A 15,646-nucleotide genomic window follows, 5' to 3' on the forward strand; every position below is an offset into this window, starting at 1 on the left:
TAAGGGGATGCGCCCGCGGTGCCCCCCCCCCCCCCCCCCCCCCGCCCCCCCCCCCCCCCCCCCCCCCCCCCCCCCCCGGCCGCGCGTTTTTCCGTTGTCCTGCCGCCGCAGGGAAACACCCGGGCACGCCTTCCGCCCCCACCTCCGATTCCGCAGATTCCCCGATTCCGTCGGCGCGGCCTTCGTTCCCGATTCCGTTCGCACCGGCATTTCGGAATTCATTTCACGCCGGTGCGAGTGGTGCGGTTTTCGATTCTGCGACGCCCTCTCCCGCTCCGCAGGAGGTACCCGTGACACCTGTCCGGACCCAGTCCCACGCCGCCCATGCCGAACCCCAGCTCTATGACGACATGACCGTCGAGGTGGCCCTGTCGGTCATGGCGAGCGCCCGCGCCGAGAGCCTGATCGTCCGCGAGGACGACGGCCGCCGCGTCGGCCGGGTCACCCGAGCGCTGCTCGACGCCTTCCGCGGGAGTCCCGCGTACACCGACAGGGTGCGGCTCCGCGAACTCCTCGGCCGCCGGGAACCGTTGCGGACGGGCACTTCCGCGGTGGTCTGACCGCCACACGAGGGCCGGGCCGGCGCACGCCGGCCGGGCCCACCTCCGTCTCCCGCCCCGTCCCGCACCAGCCCCTCCCTGCCCTGCCCTGCCCGCCGCGCCCTGGTACCGGCGACACGGCGGGGAGCAGTACCTTCGGTGAGTCGCGCGGACGCGGGAAGTCGGCGCGAGACTGAGGCCGGCAGATGGTGCGGTTCCCTCGGGGCCCTGGTGCGGTACCGCGCCGGGGCCCCGAGGCGCGGCCCACGGAGAGGTGAGAATGGCAGCAGACAATTCGATCGGCCGTCTCGAGGACGACGACTACCCCGCCTACACGATGGGGCGGGCGGCGGAGATGCTCGGTACGACCCCCGGATTCCTCCGGGCCATCGGCGAAGCCCGGCTGATCACCCCGCTCCGCTCCGAGGGCGGGCACCGCCGGTACTCCCGCTACCAGCTGCGCATCGCCGCCCGGGCCCGGGAACTCGTCGACCAGGGAACCCCCATCGAGGCCGCCTGCCGCATCATCATCCTCGAGGACCAGCTCGAGGAGGCCCAGCGCATCAACGCCGAGTACCGGCGCGCCGCCGAGCCCGAGCCGCCGGCCACCGACTGAGGCGGGCGTGCGGCACCGCCGCCCGCGGGGGTTCCCGGCGCCGGGTCACGTCGGCTCCTCCCGCCGGGGTGCGGCCGTGGGGGCGACGAGGATCTCGGCGGCCGATGTGAGGTTGTCGGCGCGGACCGCGCGGGCCATGGCGGCGCGGGCGGCATCGGGTGCGGTGCCGGGCGGTATCACCAGGAGCGCGAAATGGTCCTGGTCGCCGCGGGTGATGAGGACGGTGCTGTCTCCGACGGCATCGGAGTCGAGGTGGACGATCCGGTCGTCCACGACCAGGCGGGTGGGCAGGCCGTTCCAGGCCGAGGCGTCCAGGCCGACGCGGGTGATGGGCCCGAGGTGCTCGGTCAGCGCGCTGATCAGTGCGGGAAGCTCGCCTTCGACGTCGCGCGAGCGTGGCCACCACGCTCCGTCGAGGATGCCTTCCCGGGAAGCGGTGGTCTCCAGCCGCAGGAGGGCCGTACCCGGCTGGACCGCCGTGTGGATCGCGTCCGGCAGGGTCATCGGGGGTGTGCGCGGGGTTTCGGCGTCAGCCATCGTGGTCCGCCCGTCTACGGGGTCCGGCCGCTCCGGCCCGTGTCTGCCAGAGCCCGCTCTGGCTCTGCCGGGGAGGCCGCGCTGCCGGTCCTCTCACGGTACTCCCGGGCCAGGGCGGCCGCCCGACCGCCGCGGGCCGGAAAGCGCCCGGCGGCAGCCGGCCGGAGGTCCTGGCCGTGGGGTGCCGCCAGGCGTTTTCCGGCCCGGATGCCGTGTGGCGTGCCCGGTCGCCGGGGCGCATCCTGGAGGCCACGCCGCCCGTGCAGCCGGACGCCGGCCCGCCGCCCGGTTGGAGGCAACAGGATGACCGTCGGAGGGTGCGGGGACCGGGACCGCTCGGAGAGCTTCGGGGAGGAACTGCTCGGAGGGCTCCTGGACCGGGCGCACGAGCTGCCGCCGCACCAGGTCGGGCCGCTCGTCGCCGAGACCGTGGCCCGGATGGGGGGCCGCGACCCGCAGATCCTGCTCCAGGACTACGGACAGCAGCAGCTGGTCCCCCTGCCCGCCGACGGCGTGGCCGAAGGCGGTCCGCAGCCCATCGACCGGTCCGAAGCCGGCCGGTGCTTCCTGGAGTCACGCCCCGTCGAAGTCACGACGCCGGACGGCGTGCGGATCCACCTGCCCCTGCTGGACGGCGGCGACCAGGTGGGGGTCCTCTCGGTCACCCTGGACGTGATGGACGACGACGCCCGCCGCCTCCTGGGCAGGATCGCGGGCCTGGCGGCCGATCTGCTGCAGACCAAGAACGGCTACACCGACCTCTTCTTCCGGACCCGCCGCAGAGAACCGATGAGCGTGGCCGCGGAGATCCAGTGGTCCCTGCTGCCCCCGCTGTCGATGGTGATGCCGCGCGTCGCGGTCGCGGGAGTCCTGGAACCGGCCTACGACGTGGCGGGGGACAGCTTCGACTACGCCCTGAACGGCGACGTCCTGCACCTCGCCATGGTCGACGCCATGGGGCACGGCCTGGACGCGGCCACCATGGCCACGGTCGCCATCGGCGCGTACCGCCACGCCCGCAGGATCAGCATCGAGCTGTCCGAGATCTACCTCTTCATGGACCGGGCCGTCGCCGAGCAGTTCGACCCGGACCACTTCGTGACCGCCCAGATGATGCGCCTGGACACGGACACGGGGCGCCTCCAGTGGGTCAACGCGGGGCATCCCGCGCCCATGCTGATCCGCGGCCACCGCGTCGTACGCCGCCTGGAGAGCCCCACGACCCTCCCCGTCGGTTTCGGAGGGGACCAGCCGCAGGTCAGCGCGGTGGCCCTGGAGCCGGGCGACCGCGTCCTCTGCTTCACCGACGGCCTGATCGAGGAACACGAAAGCGGCCAGGAACAGTTCGGCGAGGCGCAGCTGATCGACTGGGTCAACCAGCTGGAGCAGGACGACCGCGGAATCCGCACGGTGGCCCGGGACCTGTCCCACACCCTCAAGAGGGCACGCGGCGAGACCACCTCGGACGACGCGACGGTCGTCCTGTTCGAGTGGCGCGGATGACGGAGGGGCCGTCATGGACGGCTTCGCACCGGGCGCGTAGCGGCAGCACCGTACGCTGAACCGTCCCTCACCCGAGCCGACTTGCCGGAGGAACCATGACGACCGCGCCGCCGCGAAACCTCGGCGAGAGACTGCGGGACACCCGCGAACGGCTTGAGAACGACGTCGACCTGTGGCTCGCGACCTCGGGCGCACCGGGCGGCGCCCACCTCGTACCGCTGTCGTTCCTGTGGGACGGGACGGCGTTCCTCGTCTCGACCCCCCGCGCCTCGGTGACCGGCCGCAACCTCCTGGCCGACGGCCGGGTGCGGCTCAGCCTCGGACCGACCCGCGACGTCGTCATGGTCGACGGCACCGCCGAGCCCGCGGACCTCGCCGGCCTCCCCCCGGGGACCGGCGACACGTTCGGGGCCAAGACCGGCTTCAACCCGCACGACCTCGACGACTACCAGTACTTCCTCATCCGGCCGCACCGCGTCCAGGCCTGGCGCGAAGCGAACGAGCTGCGCGGGCGCGACCTCATGCGCGACGGCCGCTGGCTCGCCTGAAAGAGCGCCCGTTCCCACTGTCCGGCCTGCCCGCACGCGTGGGGCCGGCCCTTGTCCGGAGGACCCCGCATGACCTGGTCGCAACACGTCGTCGTCCGCGAGGGCGTCCGCATCTCCTGCCGCGACTGGGGCGGCTCGGGGCCGCCCGTCGTCCTGCTGCACGGCCTGGCCGGGCACGCGGGCGAATGGGACGCCATAGCCCGGGAGCTGAGCCCCCGCCACCGGGTCGTCGCCGTGGACCAGCGCGGCCACGGTGCCGGCGAGCGGCGGCCGGGGGACGTGTCCCGGGCCGCGTACGTCGCGGACACCGTCGCCGTGTGCGAACGGCTCGGCCTCCGGCGACCCGTCCTGGTCGGCCAGTCGCTGGGCGGCCACACCGCCATGCTCGCCGCCGCCGCGCACCCCGGACTCTTCCGCGCGCTGGTCCTGGTGGAGGCCGGGCCGGGCGGGCCCGCCCCTGACGTGCAGGCGGAGATCGGGGGGTGGCTCGACTCCTGGCCCACGCCGTTCCCGTCGCGGGAGAGCGCCGTCGAGTTCCTCGGCGGCGGCCCGGTCGGCGAGGGCTGGGCGGCCGGGCTGGAGGAACGCGACGGCGGCTGGTGGCCGTGCTTCGAGCGCGACGTGATGGTCGGGTCGCTGGCGGAGAACGCCCGGCGGGCCTTCTGGGACGAGTGGTCGCAGGTGGTCTGCCCGACCCTGGCCGTGCTCGGCCAGTCCGGCTTCATCGCGCCCGAAGAGGTCGGCGAGATGCTCCGGCTGCGGCCGGAGACGGTGGCCCTGAGCGTCCCCGGGACCGGACACGACGTCCATCTGGAGCGGCCGGACGTCCTGCTGGACGTACTCCGTGAACTGCTGGCGGAAGTCAGCCCTGTGGCGGGTGCTCCCGGGGCTTGTCGGTTCCCAGCTGCTCGTTGATCTTCTGCTGGGCCATGTCGACCTGGCTCTGGTACTTGTTGCCGGTCCTCTCGTCGAAGGCGTCGCCCGCCTTGTCGACTCCCTGCCTCACCGTGTCCTCATGGCCCTTCAGCAGGCCCTTGAGCTTGTCGAGCATCGACATGGGTTCCTCCTTGCGGGTGCCGGCACGCCCGGAGCGCGGCCGGCACAACCAGCATCCGCGCCTTCGCCGGGAGCCGCACCCCGGAGCCGGACGGGCCGGGCCGGGGACGTGCGGCGTCAGGGCAGGTCGGGGCCCGCGATCTCGCACACCGTGTCGGTGAAGGCCCGTACGCGGGCGCTCTCGCCGGCCGTCGGCCAGAAGAAGCCGTAGCCGACGGGCGGGGCGTCGCCGAAGGGGATCCAGACCACGTCGGGCCGGGCGTGGTAGCGCTCCGCGCCCCCGCCGGCGGGCGAGACCCCCTTGCCCCGGCCTATGAGGCTCAGCAGCTCCGTCCAGTACGTGACGGCCGGCGCGAGGACGACGCGCAGGAGGTGTACCCGGCGCTGGTCGACGCCCTCTCCGGCACCGGCCTGGCCTGTCTGCACGTCGTCTTCGCCGACCCGGACCAGCCCCTCTTACAGCGCATCCGCAAGCAGTGGGCGGGCACGCTGATCGCCAACCCGGCGCTGCCGTGGCCGGGGCCGCTGCCCGCCGACGGCGGCCGGCACGAGGCCGAGCGGCTGCTGGCCGCCGGAGCCGACCTGGTCTCCCTCGGCCGCGCCTTCCTCGCCAACCCCGACCTGGTGGAGCGGCTGCGCGTGGGCGCCGCCCCCAATCCCCTGCGGGACGAGGGGCTGATGTACGTGGGCGGGGAGGACGGGTACACCGACTACCCGTGCTGGACGACGCCCGCCGCCCGGCCGCGTGACCCGGGCGTGCCGCTCCCCGGAGCGCGGTCATCCGCCGCGCCGACGGGAGCCGTGCCCGTCCGCGAAGGAGATCAGGCGCTCCGCGTAGGCCGCGGGGTGGGTGATGTGGGGGATGTGGCCGGCGCCTTCGAAGGTGTGCGTCTGCGCCTGCGGCAGCGCCCGCGCGACCCGGTCCGTGATCGCGGCGAACCACGGCGGGCTCTCGGTGCCCTTCGACAGCAGGGCGGGCCCGGTGTAGCCGGAGAGCAGGGCGAGGTCGAGATCGGCCCACTGCGGATCGGCCTGCTCGTCCAGGAAGGTGGGGGCGTTGGCGACGAAGGTGTCGCGGACCCGTTCCGGCAGGCGCTCCCAGGCACCGGGTTCCAGCACGACCTCCTCGACGAACTGCCGTACCGCCGCGAGCGGCCGGTCCGCCCGCAGGTGCTCCAGCACGGATTCGATCTTCCGGCCGCCGGCGGCGGCCGACGGCAGCAGTTCGAGGTCGTCGGCCACGAGGCCCATGAGCGGGGGGTCGTGGACGACGATCCCCCGGAAGATCTCGGGCCGTCGTGCCGCCAGGCCGAGTACGGTCGAGGCGCCGAAGGAGTTGCCCGCCACGTACGCCGGGGCGAACCCCAGCACTTCCATGAGCGCGGCGAGGTCCTCCTCGTCCTCGAACCGGGATCCGGGCCCCGCGGGGCGCTCGCTGCGGCTGTGCCCCCTCCGGTCGTAGACCAGCACCCGGAACCTCGGTGCGAGGGCGTGCAGGACCGGTGCCCACGTCTCGTGGTCGCCCCAGGAGCCGTGCACGAGGACCAGCGGGTCGCCGTCCCCGCCCGCCTCGTAGAAGAGTCCGACACCGTTCGCCTCGACCCGTGACATCCCCGTCTCCTCACCGAAGGGCGGCGGCCGGGAGCCGCTGCCCGCGCCCGGTGCCATTGAGTCAGCGCGCCCGGAGCGTGGCAACGCCCCGGCGCCGTACGTCACGCGTCCGGGCGACCGTCGTCCGGGTAGGCCCGGGCCGCCAGGCGGCGGGCGGCCCGGGCCGAGGGGACGAGGGCGAAGCCGTGGTTGGCCGCGATGGCCCGGGTGTGGTCCGCCGAGAGGGAGCCGTGCCGTTCGAGGGTGAGGACGGGCAGTCCCGAGCGGCCGCGGCCGGGTGCGTGGTGGAAGGACAGCACCGTGGTCGGCATCGGGGCGTGGTGGGGGTGGCGGCGGCGGGCCGCGGGCTCGTCGTCGTGGACGAGGATCCTGACGTCTTCCTCGTGGCCGAAGTCGGCGATCACGCCCTCGGCCCGCCAGTGGGCCGGTTCGTGCTCCGCGCCGGTCAGGTACCGGGAGCGGTTCACCGAGGTGACGCAGAGCAGGGCGTCGCCGGTGCGGTCCAGGGCCTCGGCGAGGAAGCCGTTGGACGGGCAGCGGTAACCCGGGCCGATCAGCTGCACGGTCGTGACCCCGTCCTGGACGGCCGTCAGGTGCCGGGGCACGTGCGCGGCGGCCGGTCCCCGGAAGCCGAACGGGCCGAGCAGGAACAGCTCTTCGACGAGCTGGCGGAGCTGCCGGCGCGGCAGGGCCGGGGGGAGCCGGTTCCAGTCGAAGAGCGACGGGACCCGCTCGGGGACGGTGGTGACACTGCCGACCTGCCCGTCGGGACGGCCCTTCATCCGGTTGACCCGCTCGACGACGGCCCGGTCGGCGCGCGCGGTGACGGCGTAGGAGTTCCCGAACCCGTGGGCCACCGCGCAGCCTTCCGCGAGCGCGCCCGCCGCGGCCCTCACGTCCTCGGCGTCGTCCAGGACCAGATGCCGCCCGCTCGTCCTCGTCCGCTGTCCGTTCACTGCCGGCCTCCGAAATGATCTTTTAGGAAGGCCAACGACGGGACTCCCGAGTCGTCACCCCCGGGAGTGGCCGCGGCCCTCCCCGACGGCGGCCCGCGGTGTGACGCGGCTCACCGGGAATGTTCCGGGGCCCTGCGCGCTCTTCCTGGCCGAGACCTCGCCAAGGAGGAAGCCATGGGGATCCCGTGAGCAGAACCGGCACCGCGGGCACGGATACGGACACGGACACGGACACGGATACGAACGTCGCGGAGCTCGTGCGCGCCGCCCAGCGCGGCGACCGGATGGCCGTCCAGGACCTGCTCGACCTGCTGACCCCCTACGTCGGCCGGCTGTGCGGGCCGATCGCCCTCCAGGACGGTCCGGACGCCGCGCAGGAGGCGCTGATCACGATCTTCCGCAAGCTGGGCCAACTGCGCGAGCCCGCCGCCCTGTTCGGGTGGGTGCGGGTGATCGCCGTGCGGGAGGCGGTCCGGGTCGCCCGTACGGCGGCCCGCGCCGTCCCGGACCCGCTCGACGACGTCCCCGCCGCCGGCGATCCCCAGCTCGCCGCCGACATCAGGGACGTGCTGGAGCGGCTCACCCCGGCCCACCGCGCCGTCCTGGTCCTGCGCGACCTGGAGGGCATGGACGAGCACGCCGTCAGCGCACTCCTCGGCGTACCCGAGCCCACCGTGCGGACCCGGCTCTTCCGGGCCCGCCGCAACTTCAGGAAGGCGTGGGGACGTTGAACGAGGACTGGCCCGTCGCCGAACTCGACGCGGTCCGCAGGCTGCGGGTCGTCGCCCGCACCACTCCGGCCGCCGGCTACGCGGAACACCTGGTCCCGGCGCCGTTCGACCGGGTCTGGGGGCTGGCCTCGGACCTGGAGGAACAGCTGCCCCGGCTCATCACCGACATCAGCGCCTTCACCGTGACCTCGGCCCGCGGCGACCGCCTGGAAGCCAGGGCGCGCAGCCCGCTGGGCATGCGGGCGCGCTTCGACATCGTGCTGCGCCCCGGCTGGTGCCTGATGCAGAGCCGGTTCGTCCTGGGCGGGATGGCCGCCGTGCCCGAGGGGGACGGCACCCGCTTCGCCTTCTTCGGCGCCCTGCGGATCCCGGGCGTCCGGCTGCTGGACCGCGCCCTCCACCCCCTGGTGGACCCGCTGGGCGCCAAGGCCCTCAAGCGGCTCACCGACCAGCTGGACGAAGGGCAGGGGTGTGGGCGGCGGCCGGGAGGGTAGGCGCAGTGGGCATCCGTGCCGCGGGAGGTGCGGGTACCGGACTCCCGGGAGGTCTGCCATGGACGGCCCCGAGCTCTCGGAGCACGAGCGCATGATCCTCGCCGGCATCGAGGGCGACCTGCGGTCCGACGGACGCCTCGACCGCAGGCTCCGTACGCTGCGCCGGGGGCTCGGACCGTGGAGCGGCACCTGGAGCCGTGCGGGAGCGTGGACCGTCCTGCTCGTCCTCGCCTGCGCGTGCCTCTTCGTACGGGCCGTGGCGACGGGCTCGCCGGCGCTGCTCTGGCTCTTCGCCGGCGTCTGGGTGGCCACCGTGGTGCGGCTGCTGCGGATGGGCTGCTCGTGGGGGCGCCGCAAGGCGAACGCCAGGGCCCCGGGCAGCGGGAACTGAACCGGTCAGGAATCGAGAAGCGCCCCCCGGTGCCCGCAACTAACGTTGCGGGCATGGACATCACCATTCACACCACGGCCCTCCCGCACGACGACCCGGACGCCTCGGTGGCCTTCTACCGCGACGTCCTCGGCTTCGAGGTCCGCAGCGACGTCGGCCAGGGCAAGATGCGCTGGATCACCGTCGGCCCCGTCGGCCAGCCCGGTACGTCGATCCTGCTGGCGCCGCCCGCCGTCGACCCCGGCATCACCGAGGACGAGCGCCGCACCATCCTCGAAATGATGGCCAAGGGCACCTACGGCTGGATCCTGCTGGCCACCCGCGACCTGGACGCCACCTTCGAGAAGGTGCAGGCCACCGACGCCGAGGTGGTCCAGGAACCGACCGACCAGCCGTACGGCGTGCGCGACTGCGCCTTCCGCGACCCCGCGGGCAACCTGGTCCGGATCCAGGAACTGCGCTGATGTGCCGCCCCGGGTGGGCGCGCGCGCTCACCGAGGCACAGCACCTGAAGGGACTCGTGCGGCTGCGCCGGGTACGCGACCGGATCGACCGGGAGCACGCGCGGCCGCTGGACGTCCTGGCCCTCGCGCGGGCCGCGGGCATGCCGGCCGGACAGCTCAGCCGCGAGTTCCGGCTCGCCTACGGCGGCTCCCCGTACGCCTACGTCACCGCGCGCCGCGCCGCCGTCCGCGCGGCGGCCGCCACCACCTGATCCGGAGCACCAACCGAGTCCCGGGCACCACCTTCCGAGCACTCCGCCACTCCGCGCACGAGGGGAAAACGAGATGACGAGCACCAGCACCGCCGAAGAGAAGTACGACGGGTTCACGGCGGAGGAGCGCGACGCGATGAAGGAGCGCGCCAAGGAGCTGAAGGCGTCCGCGCGCCGCAGCCCGCGCGCCGCCAAGGCGGACCCGGAGGCCGAGGTCCTCGCGAAGATCGCCGAGATGGAGGACGCCGACCGCGTCCTGGCCGAGCGGGTCCACGCCCTGGTCAAGGAGCACGCCCCCGCCCTCGCCCCGAAGCTCTGGTACGGCATGCCCTCGTACGCCCGCGACGGCAAGGTCGTCCTCTTCTTCCAGAGCGCGCAGAAGTTCAAGTCGCGGTACGCCACGCTCGGCTTCAGCGACCAGGCGCACCTCGACGAGGGCACCATGTGGGCCACCTCCTACGCCCTCACGGAGGCGAGCACGGCGGACGGGGAGCGGATCGGCGCGCTCATCGCGAAGGCCGCCGGCTGACCCCCTGGGTCCTGTCCGGGCGATCTTCGTGGATCAGGCCGCGGGGTCTGGCGCGGTGCATCGCAAGGCGGAGGAGCGCAGCTCGTACTCGGCCGTACTCGCGCGCTCCGACAACGCGGCGAGGTGCCGTGCCGGACGTCGCGGGCCCGCGAAGATCGCCCGGCCAGGGCCTAGAGGGGCGCGGTGTCGTCCGCCGGGAAGGCGGGGCCGTGGCCGGGGACGATCACGTCCGCGGCGGCGAGCACCCGCTCCCGGGAGGCCCGCAGGACGTCGTGGTCCGGGGCGACCGGGTCGTCGACCGGGCCGTTGGGGCGCCACCACAGGTCGCCCACGAAGGCGACGACGCCCTCGTCCGTGCCGGCCAGCAGCGTGATGTCCTCGCGGCTGTGGCCCGGGGTGCGGATCAGCCGGAGCGAGGGGGTCAGCTCGTGGCCCTCGGCGTCGCGGTCGGTCCACTGGTCGTTCTCGTAGATCGCCTTGTGGTCGTGGACGCGGGCGTGGCCGAAGAGGCCGACGTTCATGGTGTTGTCGGGGTGGTGGTGGCTGAGCACCACGTCGGTGATGTCGTCGGGACCGAGGCCCATCTCCGCGAGGGGGCCGAGGATCCGGTCGCGGCCGGCGACCATGCCGGGGTCGACGATCACGTGGTGGTCGCCGTCGCCGATGTAGGAGACGGTAGCGGCCACTCCGGGGCCGGTGGAGAGGGTGTAGCCGGTGGTCAGGATGCGGAAGCGGGCGGTGGCGCCGAGCGGTGCGTTCGTCATGTCCCCAAGTCTTCGCCCTGGCGGGCCCCTTCACGAGTGGCCGTACTGCCACTGATCGCGGGAATCGTGCCACCGCCCCGGCCGTCCGCGTGCCAGACTGCGCGCATGCCGCCCTTCGTGTCCGTCGCCGCGTACGCCCCTCCCGGTGTCGGGATGCTCGGGGCGGGGATCGTCTCCGAGGTGTTCGACGAGCGCGGGCAGGGGCTGCCCCGCTTCGACTTCGCCCTCTGCACGGACCGGCCCGGTGCCGTGCGCAGCGATGTCGGGCTGCCGCTGATGGTGGAGCACGGCCTGGACCGGCTGGCCTCCGCCGACCTGGTGATCGCCCTGCCCTGGGCGGACTTCCGTACGCCGCCGGCCCCCGCGGTGCTGGAGGCGCTGGCCGCCGCGCACGGTCGGGGCGCGCTGGTGGCGGCGCACTGCGTGGGGGCGTTCGCGCTCGCGGCGGCCGGGCTGCTCGACGGGCGCCGCGCCACCACGCACTGGCGGTTCGCCGGCCTGCTGGCCGAGCGCCATCCGGGGGTCAGCGTCGAACCGGACTCCCTGTACGTGGACGAGGGGGCGGTGGTCACGGGCGCGGGTGCCGCCGCCGGCTTCGACCTGTGCCTGCACCTGCTGCGGCGGGAGTACGGGGCCGCCACGGCCAACGCCATCGCCCGGGACCTGGTGCTGCCGTCCCACCGCGACGGCGGGCAGGCGCAGTACCTGGCGACGCCGGTGCCCGAGGACTGCCGGGACGAGAAGCTGGCCGAGGTGCTGGCGTGGGCCCGGGAGCACCTGCACGAGCCGCTGCCGGTGGCGGAGCTGGCCCGGCGGGCGCTGATGAGCCGGCGTTCCTTCGCCCGCCGCTTCGCGGCCTCGACCGGCACCACCCCGCACGCCTGGCTGCTGGGGCTGCGGCTCAGCCGCGCCGAGGAGCTGCTGGAGACCACCGGCCTGCCGGTCGAGGAGATCGCCCGGCTGGTCGGCTTCGGCAGTGCGGCGGTGCTGCGCGAGCAGTTCGTACGGCGGCGCGGGGTGCCGCCGCGCTCGTACCGCAGGGCGTTCAGCCGCGCGGCGCGGTGAGGGAGTCGGCGTCCTCCATGAAGGAGAGCATCCGGGCGTTGACCACGTCGGGGTGGTCGATCTGCGGGCCGTGGCCGGTCGCGGAGATGATCTCGGCGCGGGCTCCGGGTACCAGCCGGGGGACGCGTTCGAGCTGCCGCTTCGGGTGCACGAGCAGGCTGTGCTTGCCCATGATGACGTAGAGCGGGGTCCGGATGGACCGCAGCGCGTCCTCGGCCAGCGGCAGGGGCGCCGGGCGGCGGATCCGGTACGCGCGGGCGCCGAGCTGGATCCACTCGCGCATCTCGGGGACGGCGATGACCGGCTGGTCCAGCCACTTGGCGAGGCGGGGGCGCAGCGCCTTGGGGGCGAAGGTGGCGAACAGGCTGACGAAGACCCAGGCGAAGAAGCGCAGGCCGACCTTCTCCAGGCCGCCGGGGTCGAGGGCGGTGACGGAGGCGAGCCGTCCGGGGCGCAGGTGGGCCTGGTTGAGCACCAGCCAGCCGCCGTAGGAGGAGCCGACGAGGTGGACCCGGTCGAGGCCGAGCGCGTCGAGGGCCTCGTCCATCCACTGCGCGGCACGCTCGGGCTGCCACATGGGCTCGCGGTGGACGCTGCGGTTCGCGTCGCCGGGGGTGTCGAGGGCGTAGACGGGGCGGTCGAGGCTGAGCCCGGGGGTGTTGGGGTACCACATCGCCGAGCTGTAGCCGGCACCGTGGATCAGCACGATCGGGGTCCGGGACTCGGCGGCGGGGTCCGTGGGGCCGTACCGGTAGACGCGGGTGGTGCCGAAGCCCGTCTCCACGTCCGTCTCGGAACGGACCGGCGCGCCCATGGCGTAGAGCACGTCGGCGGCGGCGAAGTAGCGGTCGCGCAGGGTGTCGTTGACGTAGCGGCCGACATCGCGGCGTACGCGGGTCGCGCTCTGGGTCACGGCGGTCTCGGGCACGGCGGCACCTCCTGGGAAGATCCGTTCTTCGTGATACGAACGTACCACGTTGTTGATACGGCGGTACCATCAAGGGGGCGCAGGGCTACGGACGGAGACACGAGGACATGCCGAAGCGCGTTGACCACGAGGAACGGCGCGGCCAGATCGCCGAGGCGCTCGTCCGGGTGGCCGGACGGCGCGGACTGCACGCCGTCGGCATGCGCGACGTCGCCGCCGAGGCCGGGGTCTCGCTCCGGCTCGTGCAGTACTACTTCGAGACCAAGGAGAAGCTGCTCCTCTACGGGCTCCGGCACCTCACCGACCGCTTCACCGCACGCGTCGGCGCCCGCCTCGCCGCCGCCGGGCCCGCCCCGGGCCCGCGCGCGACGGCCGAGGCGCTGCTGCTGGCGTCCCTGCCCACGGACGAGGAGAGCCGCACCTTCCACCTGCTCTACAGCTCGTACGCGATCCTGTCCGTGACGGACGCCGCGCTGGCCGCACAGCCGTTCATCGACAACCCCGACGCCGCCGAGGACGCCCTGGCCGGGCTGCTCGCGCAGGCCCGGGAGGCGGGCCTGACCGGCCCGGACATCGACGCGCGCACGGAGGCCATCGGCCTGCTGGCCATGGCGGGCACCCTGGGCACCAGCATCCTGGTGGGCCAGCGGGGACCGGACTCGGCCGTGGCGGTGCTGCGCCACCACCTGGACCGGATCTTCACCCCGCCGCGCCCGGTGGCGGGGCCCCTATAGTCGGTCGGGTGACTGACTCACCGGGAACCCGCACGGCACGGGCGGCCGACAAGCGCAAGCGGCTCGCCGAGGCGGCCGCGCAGGTCCTGCACGAGCAGGGCGTCGAACGGACCACCCTCGCGGACATCGCCCAGGCGGCCGGCGTCCCCGTCGGGAACGTCTACTACTACTTCAAGACCAAGGACGACCTGGTCCGGGCCGCACTGTCCGAGCAGAGCTCCCACCTGGACGGACTCACCCGGCGGCTGGACGAGCTGCCCGACCCGCTGGAGCGTCTCAAGGGCCTGGTCGCCGCCTGGGTCTCCCAGCGCGAGACCGCCGCCCGGCGCGGCTGCCCCACCGGCACCCTGGCCGTCGAACTCGACAAGCGCCCGGACGGGACGCTCGACGCGGAGGCGGGGGCGGTCGTCCGCCGGCTGCTGGACTGGGCCGGCCTCCAGTTCCGGGCCCTGGACCTGCCCGACCCGGACGGCCTCGCCCTCACCCTCGTCGCCGGCTACCAGGGCATGTCGCTCCTGGCCAACGCCCTGCGCGAGCCCGAGGTCATGACTCGCGAGGGCGCCCGCCTCACCGCCTGGCTGGACTCCCTGACCCGCTGAGGGGTGTCCGCGAAGCAGCGCCGTCCGCCCGGAGGCCGGGCCCCCCGGTCAGGGGCGCTCGTACTCCTTGAGCGTGATGGCGTTGGCCGCCCGGTGGATCGGCTCCAGGACCTTCGCCGTCATCTTCTCCTTGCCCGGCAGCCGGTTCATCAGCGCGAGCAGCTTGAGCTGCATCCAGACCTGCCCCCTGGTCCGCATCACCATGTGCTTGATGTTGGCGGGGCCGAGCTTCTGGTTCGCCTCCACGAAGGGCCGCATCGCGCTCTCGTACGCGGCGAAGGCGGCCTCGTGGCCGCCGGCCGCGGCGGCGAGCTCCCCGGCGAGGACGTAGCCGCCGACCAGGGCCAGGCTGGTGCCCTGGCCCGAGGCGGGCGAGGCGCAGTGGGCGGCGTCCCCGGCCAGCACGGTGCGCCCCTTCGACCAGCGGTCCATCCGGACCTGGCTGAGGGAGTCGAAGTAGAAGTCGGGGGCGTCGCCGACCGCCGCCAGCAGCCGGGGCACCTCCCAGCCCTCGCCCGCGTAGGCCTCGGCCAGGAGCCGCTTCTGCGCGACGGGGTCGCGGCGGTCGTACTCCAGCGGCCCGGAGGCGAAGAGGAACATGGCCTTCGCCCCGGTGTCCTTGGCGGTGCTGTAGGTCAGCGCCGTCCGGTTCGGGGAGACGTAGGTCAGCTCCCACCGGTCGAGGCCGAGGTGGTTGGGGACGCTGTAGATGGAGACGTAGTAGCCGAGGTCGTGGACGAAACCTTCCTCCGGCCCGAAGGCCAGGGCCCGGGTGTGGGAGTGCAGTCCGTCCGCGCCGACCACCAGGTCGAACACCCGCCGCCCGCCGCTCTCGAAGACGGCCTCGACCCCGTCCGGCCCCTCCTCCAGCGAGACCACGGAGTCGTCGAAGAGGTACTCGGCCTCGCCCTTGGTGAGGTCGTACAGGATGCGGTTCAGATCGCCGCGCAGGATCTCGGCGTCCTCCCCCTCGCGCCCGCCGAAGGTGTCCCCGTCCATGCTCGCCACCCGCTTGCCGGTGGCGGTGACGATGGATCCGCCCTGGACGTCGGTGCGTTCGCGGCGGACCTCCGCCATGACGCCCATCCGCTTGACGACCTCCAGGGCCGCGCCCCGGACGTCGATCTTGTACCCGCCCTCGCGGAGGGCCGGCGCCCGCTCCACCACCGTGGGCTCGAAGCCGTGCCTCAGCAGCCAGTAGGCCAGCGTGGTGCCCGCGATGCCCGCTCCGGACACCAGCACGCGCCGGTTCTTCACCTGTTCCATGGATCCCCCGATCGTCCGACCGCAGACCGCCGGTCGTCGGCGACCGGCGGCACGCCCCGTGTGC

General features: G+C 73.9%; 21 protein-coding genes and 1 pseudogene. 14 read left to right on the forward strand and 8 right to left on the reverse strand.

All coding sequences use genetic code 11. The features are described 5' to 3' along the window. Positions 1–290 precede the first annotated feature (290 nt). On the forward strand, positions 291–560 hold the full coding sequence (locus tag ACZ7IF_RS14940) for a CBS domain-containing protein (protein WP_470969824.1): 270 nt from the start codon (positions 291–293) through the stop codon (positions 558–560). 259 nt (positions 561–819) lie between these two features. Beyond that, positions 820–1,155: a MerR family transcriptional regulator gene (locus ACZ7IF_RS14945; protein WP_470969829.1), complete on the forward strand. Its 336-nt coding sequence runs from the start codon at positions 820–822 to the stop codon at positions 1,153–1,155. 45 nt (positions 1,156–1,200) lie between these two features. Here the strand turns inward: ACZ7IF_RS14945 and ACZ7IF_RS14950 are convergent, their stop codons facing one another. Further along, positions 1,201–1,692 (reverse strand): DUF5994 family protein, encoded by a 492-nt coding sequence (locus tag ACZ7IF_RS14950; protein WP_470969833.1) that lies wholly within the window; start codon positions 1,690–1,692, stop codon positions 1,201–1,203. A gap of 303 nt (positions 1,693–1,995) precedes the next feature. On the opposite strand from ACZ7IF_RS14950, the gene ACZ7IF_RS14955 reads away from it, so the two are divergent. The 3 genes from ACZ7IF_RS14955 to ACZ7IF_RS14965 all read left to right on the forward strand — a co-directional run bounded on the left by ACZ7IF_RS14955 (position 1,996) and on the right by ACZ7IF_RS14965 (position 4,658). Beyond that, positions 1,996–3,195 carry a PP2C family protein-serine/threonine phosphatase gene (locus ACZ7IF_RS14955; RefSeq protein WP_470969836.1) on the forward strand — a complete coding sequence of 400 codons (1,200 nt, stop codon included), beginning with the start codon at positions 1,996–1,998 and terminating at the stop codon, positions 3,193–3,195. A 95-nt stretch (positions 3,196–3,290) separates the two neighbouring features. Next, on the forward strand, positions 3,291–3,743 hold the full coding sequence (locus ACZ7IF_RS14960) for a pyridoxamine 5'-phosphate oxidase family protein (protein ID WP_470969840.1): 453 nt from the start codon (positions 3,291–3,293) through the stop codon (positions 3,741–3,743). Positions 3,744–3,812: 69 nt separating this feature from the next. Next, positions 3,813–4,658 carry an alpha/beta fold hydrolase gene (locus ACZ7IF_RS14965; protein ID WP_470969844.1) on the forward strand — a complete coding sequence of 282 codons (846 nt, stop codon included), beginning with the start codon at positions 3,813–3,815 and terminating at the stop codon, positions 4,656–4,658. Here the strand turns inward: ACZ7IF_RS14965 and ACZ7IF_RS14970 are convergent. From ACZ7IF_RS14970 to ACZ7IF_RS14985, 4 genes are all read right to left on the reverse strand, one after another. Then, positions 4,606–4,800 carry an antitoxin gene (locus ACZ7IF_RS14970; protein ID WP_470969847.1) on the reverse strand — a complete coding sequence of 65 codons (195 nt, stop codon included), beginning with the start codon at positions 4,798–4,800 and terminating at the stop codon, positions 4,606–4,608. The two genes, ACZ7IF_RS14965 and ACZ7IF_RS14970, sit on opposite strands and share 53 nt — an antisense overlap. A 116-nt stretch (positions 4,801–4,916) precedes the next feature. Next, positions 4,917–5,225 (reverse strand): hypothetical protein, encoded by a 309-nt coding sequence (locus ACZ7IF_RS14975; RefSeq protein ID WP_470969850.1) that lies wholly within the window; start codon positions 5,223–5,225, stop codon positions 4,917–4,919. 351 nt (positions 5,226–5,576) lie between these two features. Beyond that, the gene (locus ACZ7IF_RS14980; protein WP_470969853.1) at positions 5,577–6,410 is read right to left on the reverse strand and encodes an alpha/beta fold hydrolase; all 834 of its coding nucleotides are present in this window, start codon (positions 6,408–6,410) and stop codon (positions 5,577–5,579) included. Between the two features lie 101 nt (positions 6,411–6,511). Beyond that, positions 6,512–7,366, reverse strand: a complete 855-nt coding sequence (locus tag ACZ7IF_RS14985) for an L-threonylcarbamoyladenylate synthase (RefSeq protein ID WP_470969856.1) — start codon at positions 7,364–7,366, stop codon at positions 6,512–6,514. A 185-nt stretch (positions 7,367–7,551) separates the two neighbouring features. On the opposite strand from ACZ7IF_RS14985, the gene ACZ7IF_RS14990 reads away from it, so the two are divergent. The 6 genes and pseudogenes from ACZ7IF_RS14990 to ACZ7IF_RS15015 all read left to right on the forward strand — a co-directional run bounded on the left by ACZ7IF_RS14990 (position 7,552) and on the right by ACZ7IF_RS15015 (position 10,226). After that, positions 7,552–8,097 carry an RNA polymerase sigma factor gene (locus ACZ7IF_RS14990; protein ID WP_470969860.1) on the forward strand — a complete coding sequence of 182 codons (546 nt, stop codon included), beginning with the start codon at positions 7,552–7,554 and terminating at the stop codon, positions 8,095–8,097. After that, positions 8,085–8,591 carry a hypothetical protein gene (locus ACZ7IF_RS14995; RefSeq protein WP_470969863.1) on the forward strand — a complete coding sequence of 169 codons (507 nt, stop codon included), beginning with the start codon at positions 8,085–8,087 and terminating at the stop codon, positions 8,589–8,591. The genes ACZ7IF_RS14990 and ACZ7IF_RS14995 overlap by 13 nt, the downstream gene beginning before the upstream one ends. 58 nt (positions 8,592–8,649) lie before the next feature. Then, positions 8,650–8,982 carry a DUF3040 domain-containing protein gene (locus ACZ7IF_RS15000; protein WP_470969866.1) on the forward strand — a complete coding sequence of 111 codons (333 nt, stop codon included), beginning with the start codon at positions 8,650–8,652 and terminating at the stop codon, positions 8,980–8,982. A gap of 53 nt (positions 8,983–9,035) precedes the next feature. Further along, positions 9,036–9,446 carry a VOC family protein gene (locus ACZ7IF_RS15005; RefSeq protein ID WP_470969869.1) on the forward strand — a complete coding sequence of 137 codons (411 nt, stop codon included), beginning with the start codon at positions 9,036–9,038 and terminating at the stop codon, positions 9,444–9,446. Further along, positions 9,446–9,664, forward strand: a pseudogene (locus ACZ7IF_RS15010) (helix-turn-helix transcriptional regulator); the annotation flags it as partial. The gene ACZ7IF_RS15005 and the pseudogene ACZ7IF_RS15010, both read left to right, overlap by 1 nt. Before the next feature lie 106 nt (positions 9,665–9,770). Next, positions 9,771–10,226, forward strand: coding sequence for an iron chaperone (locus ACZ7IF_RS15015; protein ID WP_470969872.1), 456 nt, complete (start codon positions 9,771–9,773; stop codon positions 10,224–10,226). A gap of 170 nt (positions 10,227–10,396) precedes the next feature. Here the strand turns inward: ACZ7IF_RS15015 and ACZ7IF_RS15020 are convergent, their stop codons facing one another. After that, positions 10,397–10,990 carry an MBL fold metallo-hydrolase gene (locus ACZ7IF_RS15020; RefSeq protein ID WP_470969875.1) on the reverse strand — a complete coding sequence of 198 codons (594 nt, stop codon included), beginning with the start codon at positions 10,988–10,990 and terminating at the stop codon, positions 10,397–10,399. Between the two features lie 105 nt (positions 10,991–11,095). Here ACZ7IF_RS15020 and ACZ7IF_RS15025 point away from each other — a divergent pair, with 105 nt between their 5' ends. Beyond that, positions 11,096–12,055 (forward strand): GlxA family transcriptional regulator, encoded by a 960-nt coding sequence (locus tag ACZ7IF_RS15025; protein ID WP_470969878.1) that lies wholly within the window; start codon positions 11,096–11,098, stop codon positions 12,053–12,055. Here ACZ7IF_RS15025 and ACZ7IF_RS15030 read toward each other — a convergent pair. Then, entirely contained in the window at positions 12,036–12,983 is a 948-nt protein-coding gene (locus tag ACZ7IF_RS15030) for an alpha/beta fold hydrolase (RefSeq protein WP_470969882.1), read from the reverse strand. The two genes, ACZ7IF_RS15025 and ACZ7IF_RS15030, sit on opposite strands and share 20 nt — an antisense overlap. Positions 12,984–13,090: 107 nt before the next feature. Here ACZ7IF_RS15030 and ACZ7IF_RS15035 point away from each other — a divergent pair, with 107 nt between their 5' ends. Both ACZ7IF_RS15035 and ACZ7IF_RS15040 read left to right on the forward strand, forming a co-directional pair. Then, positions 13,091–13,717, forward strand: a complete 627-nt coding sequence (locus ACZ7IF_RS15035) for a TetR/AcrR family transcriptional regulator (RefSeq protein WP_470969886.1) — start codon at positions 13,091–13,093, stop codon at positions 13,715–13,717. Between the two features lie 8 nt (positions 13,718–13,725). Beyond that, a complete protein-coding gene (locus ACZ7IF_RS15040; RefSeq protein WP_470969889.1) occupies positions 13,726–14,316 on the forward strand; it encodes a TetR/AcrR family transcriptional regulator in 591 nt (196 codons plus the stop codon). A gap of 48 nt (positions 14,317–14,364) precedes the next feature. On the opposite strand, the gene ACZ7IF_RS15045 is transcribed toward ACZ7IF_RS15040, so the two are convergent. After that, a complete protein-coding gene (locus ACZ7IF_RS15045; RefSeq protein ID WP_470969892.1) occupies positions 14,365–15,582 on the reverse strand; it encodes an FAD-dependent monooxygenase in 1,218 nt (405 codons plus the stop codon). Positions 15,583–15,646 lie beyond the last annotated feature (64 nt).

This window comes from Streptomyces sp. NPDC037421, from assembly GCF_055602105.1.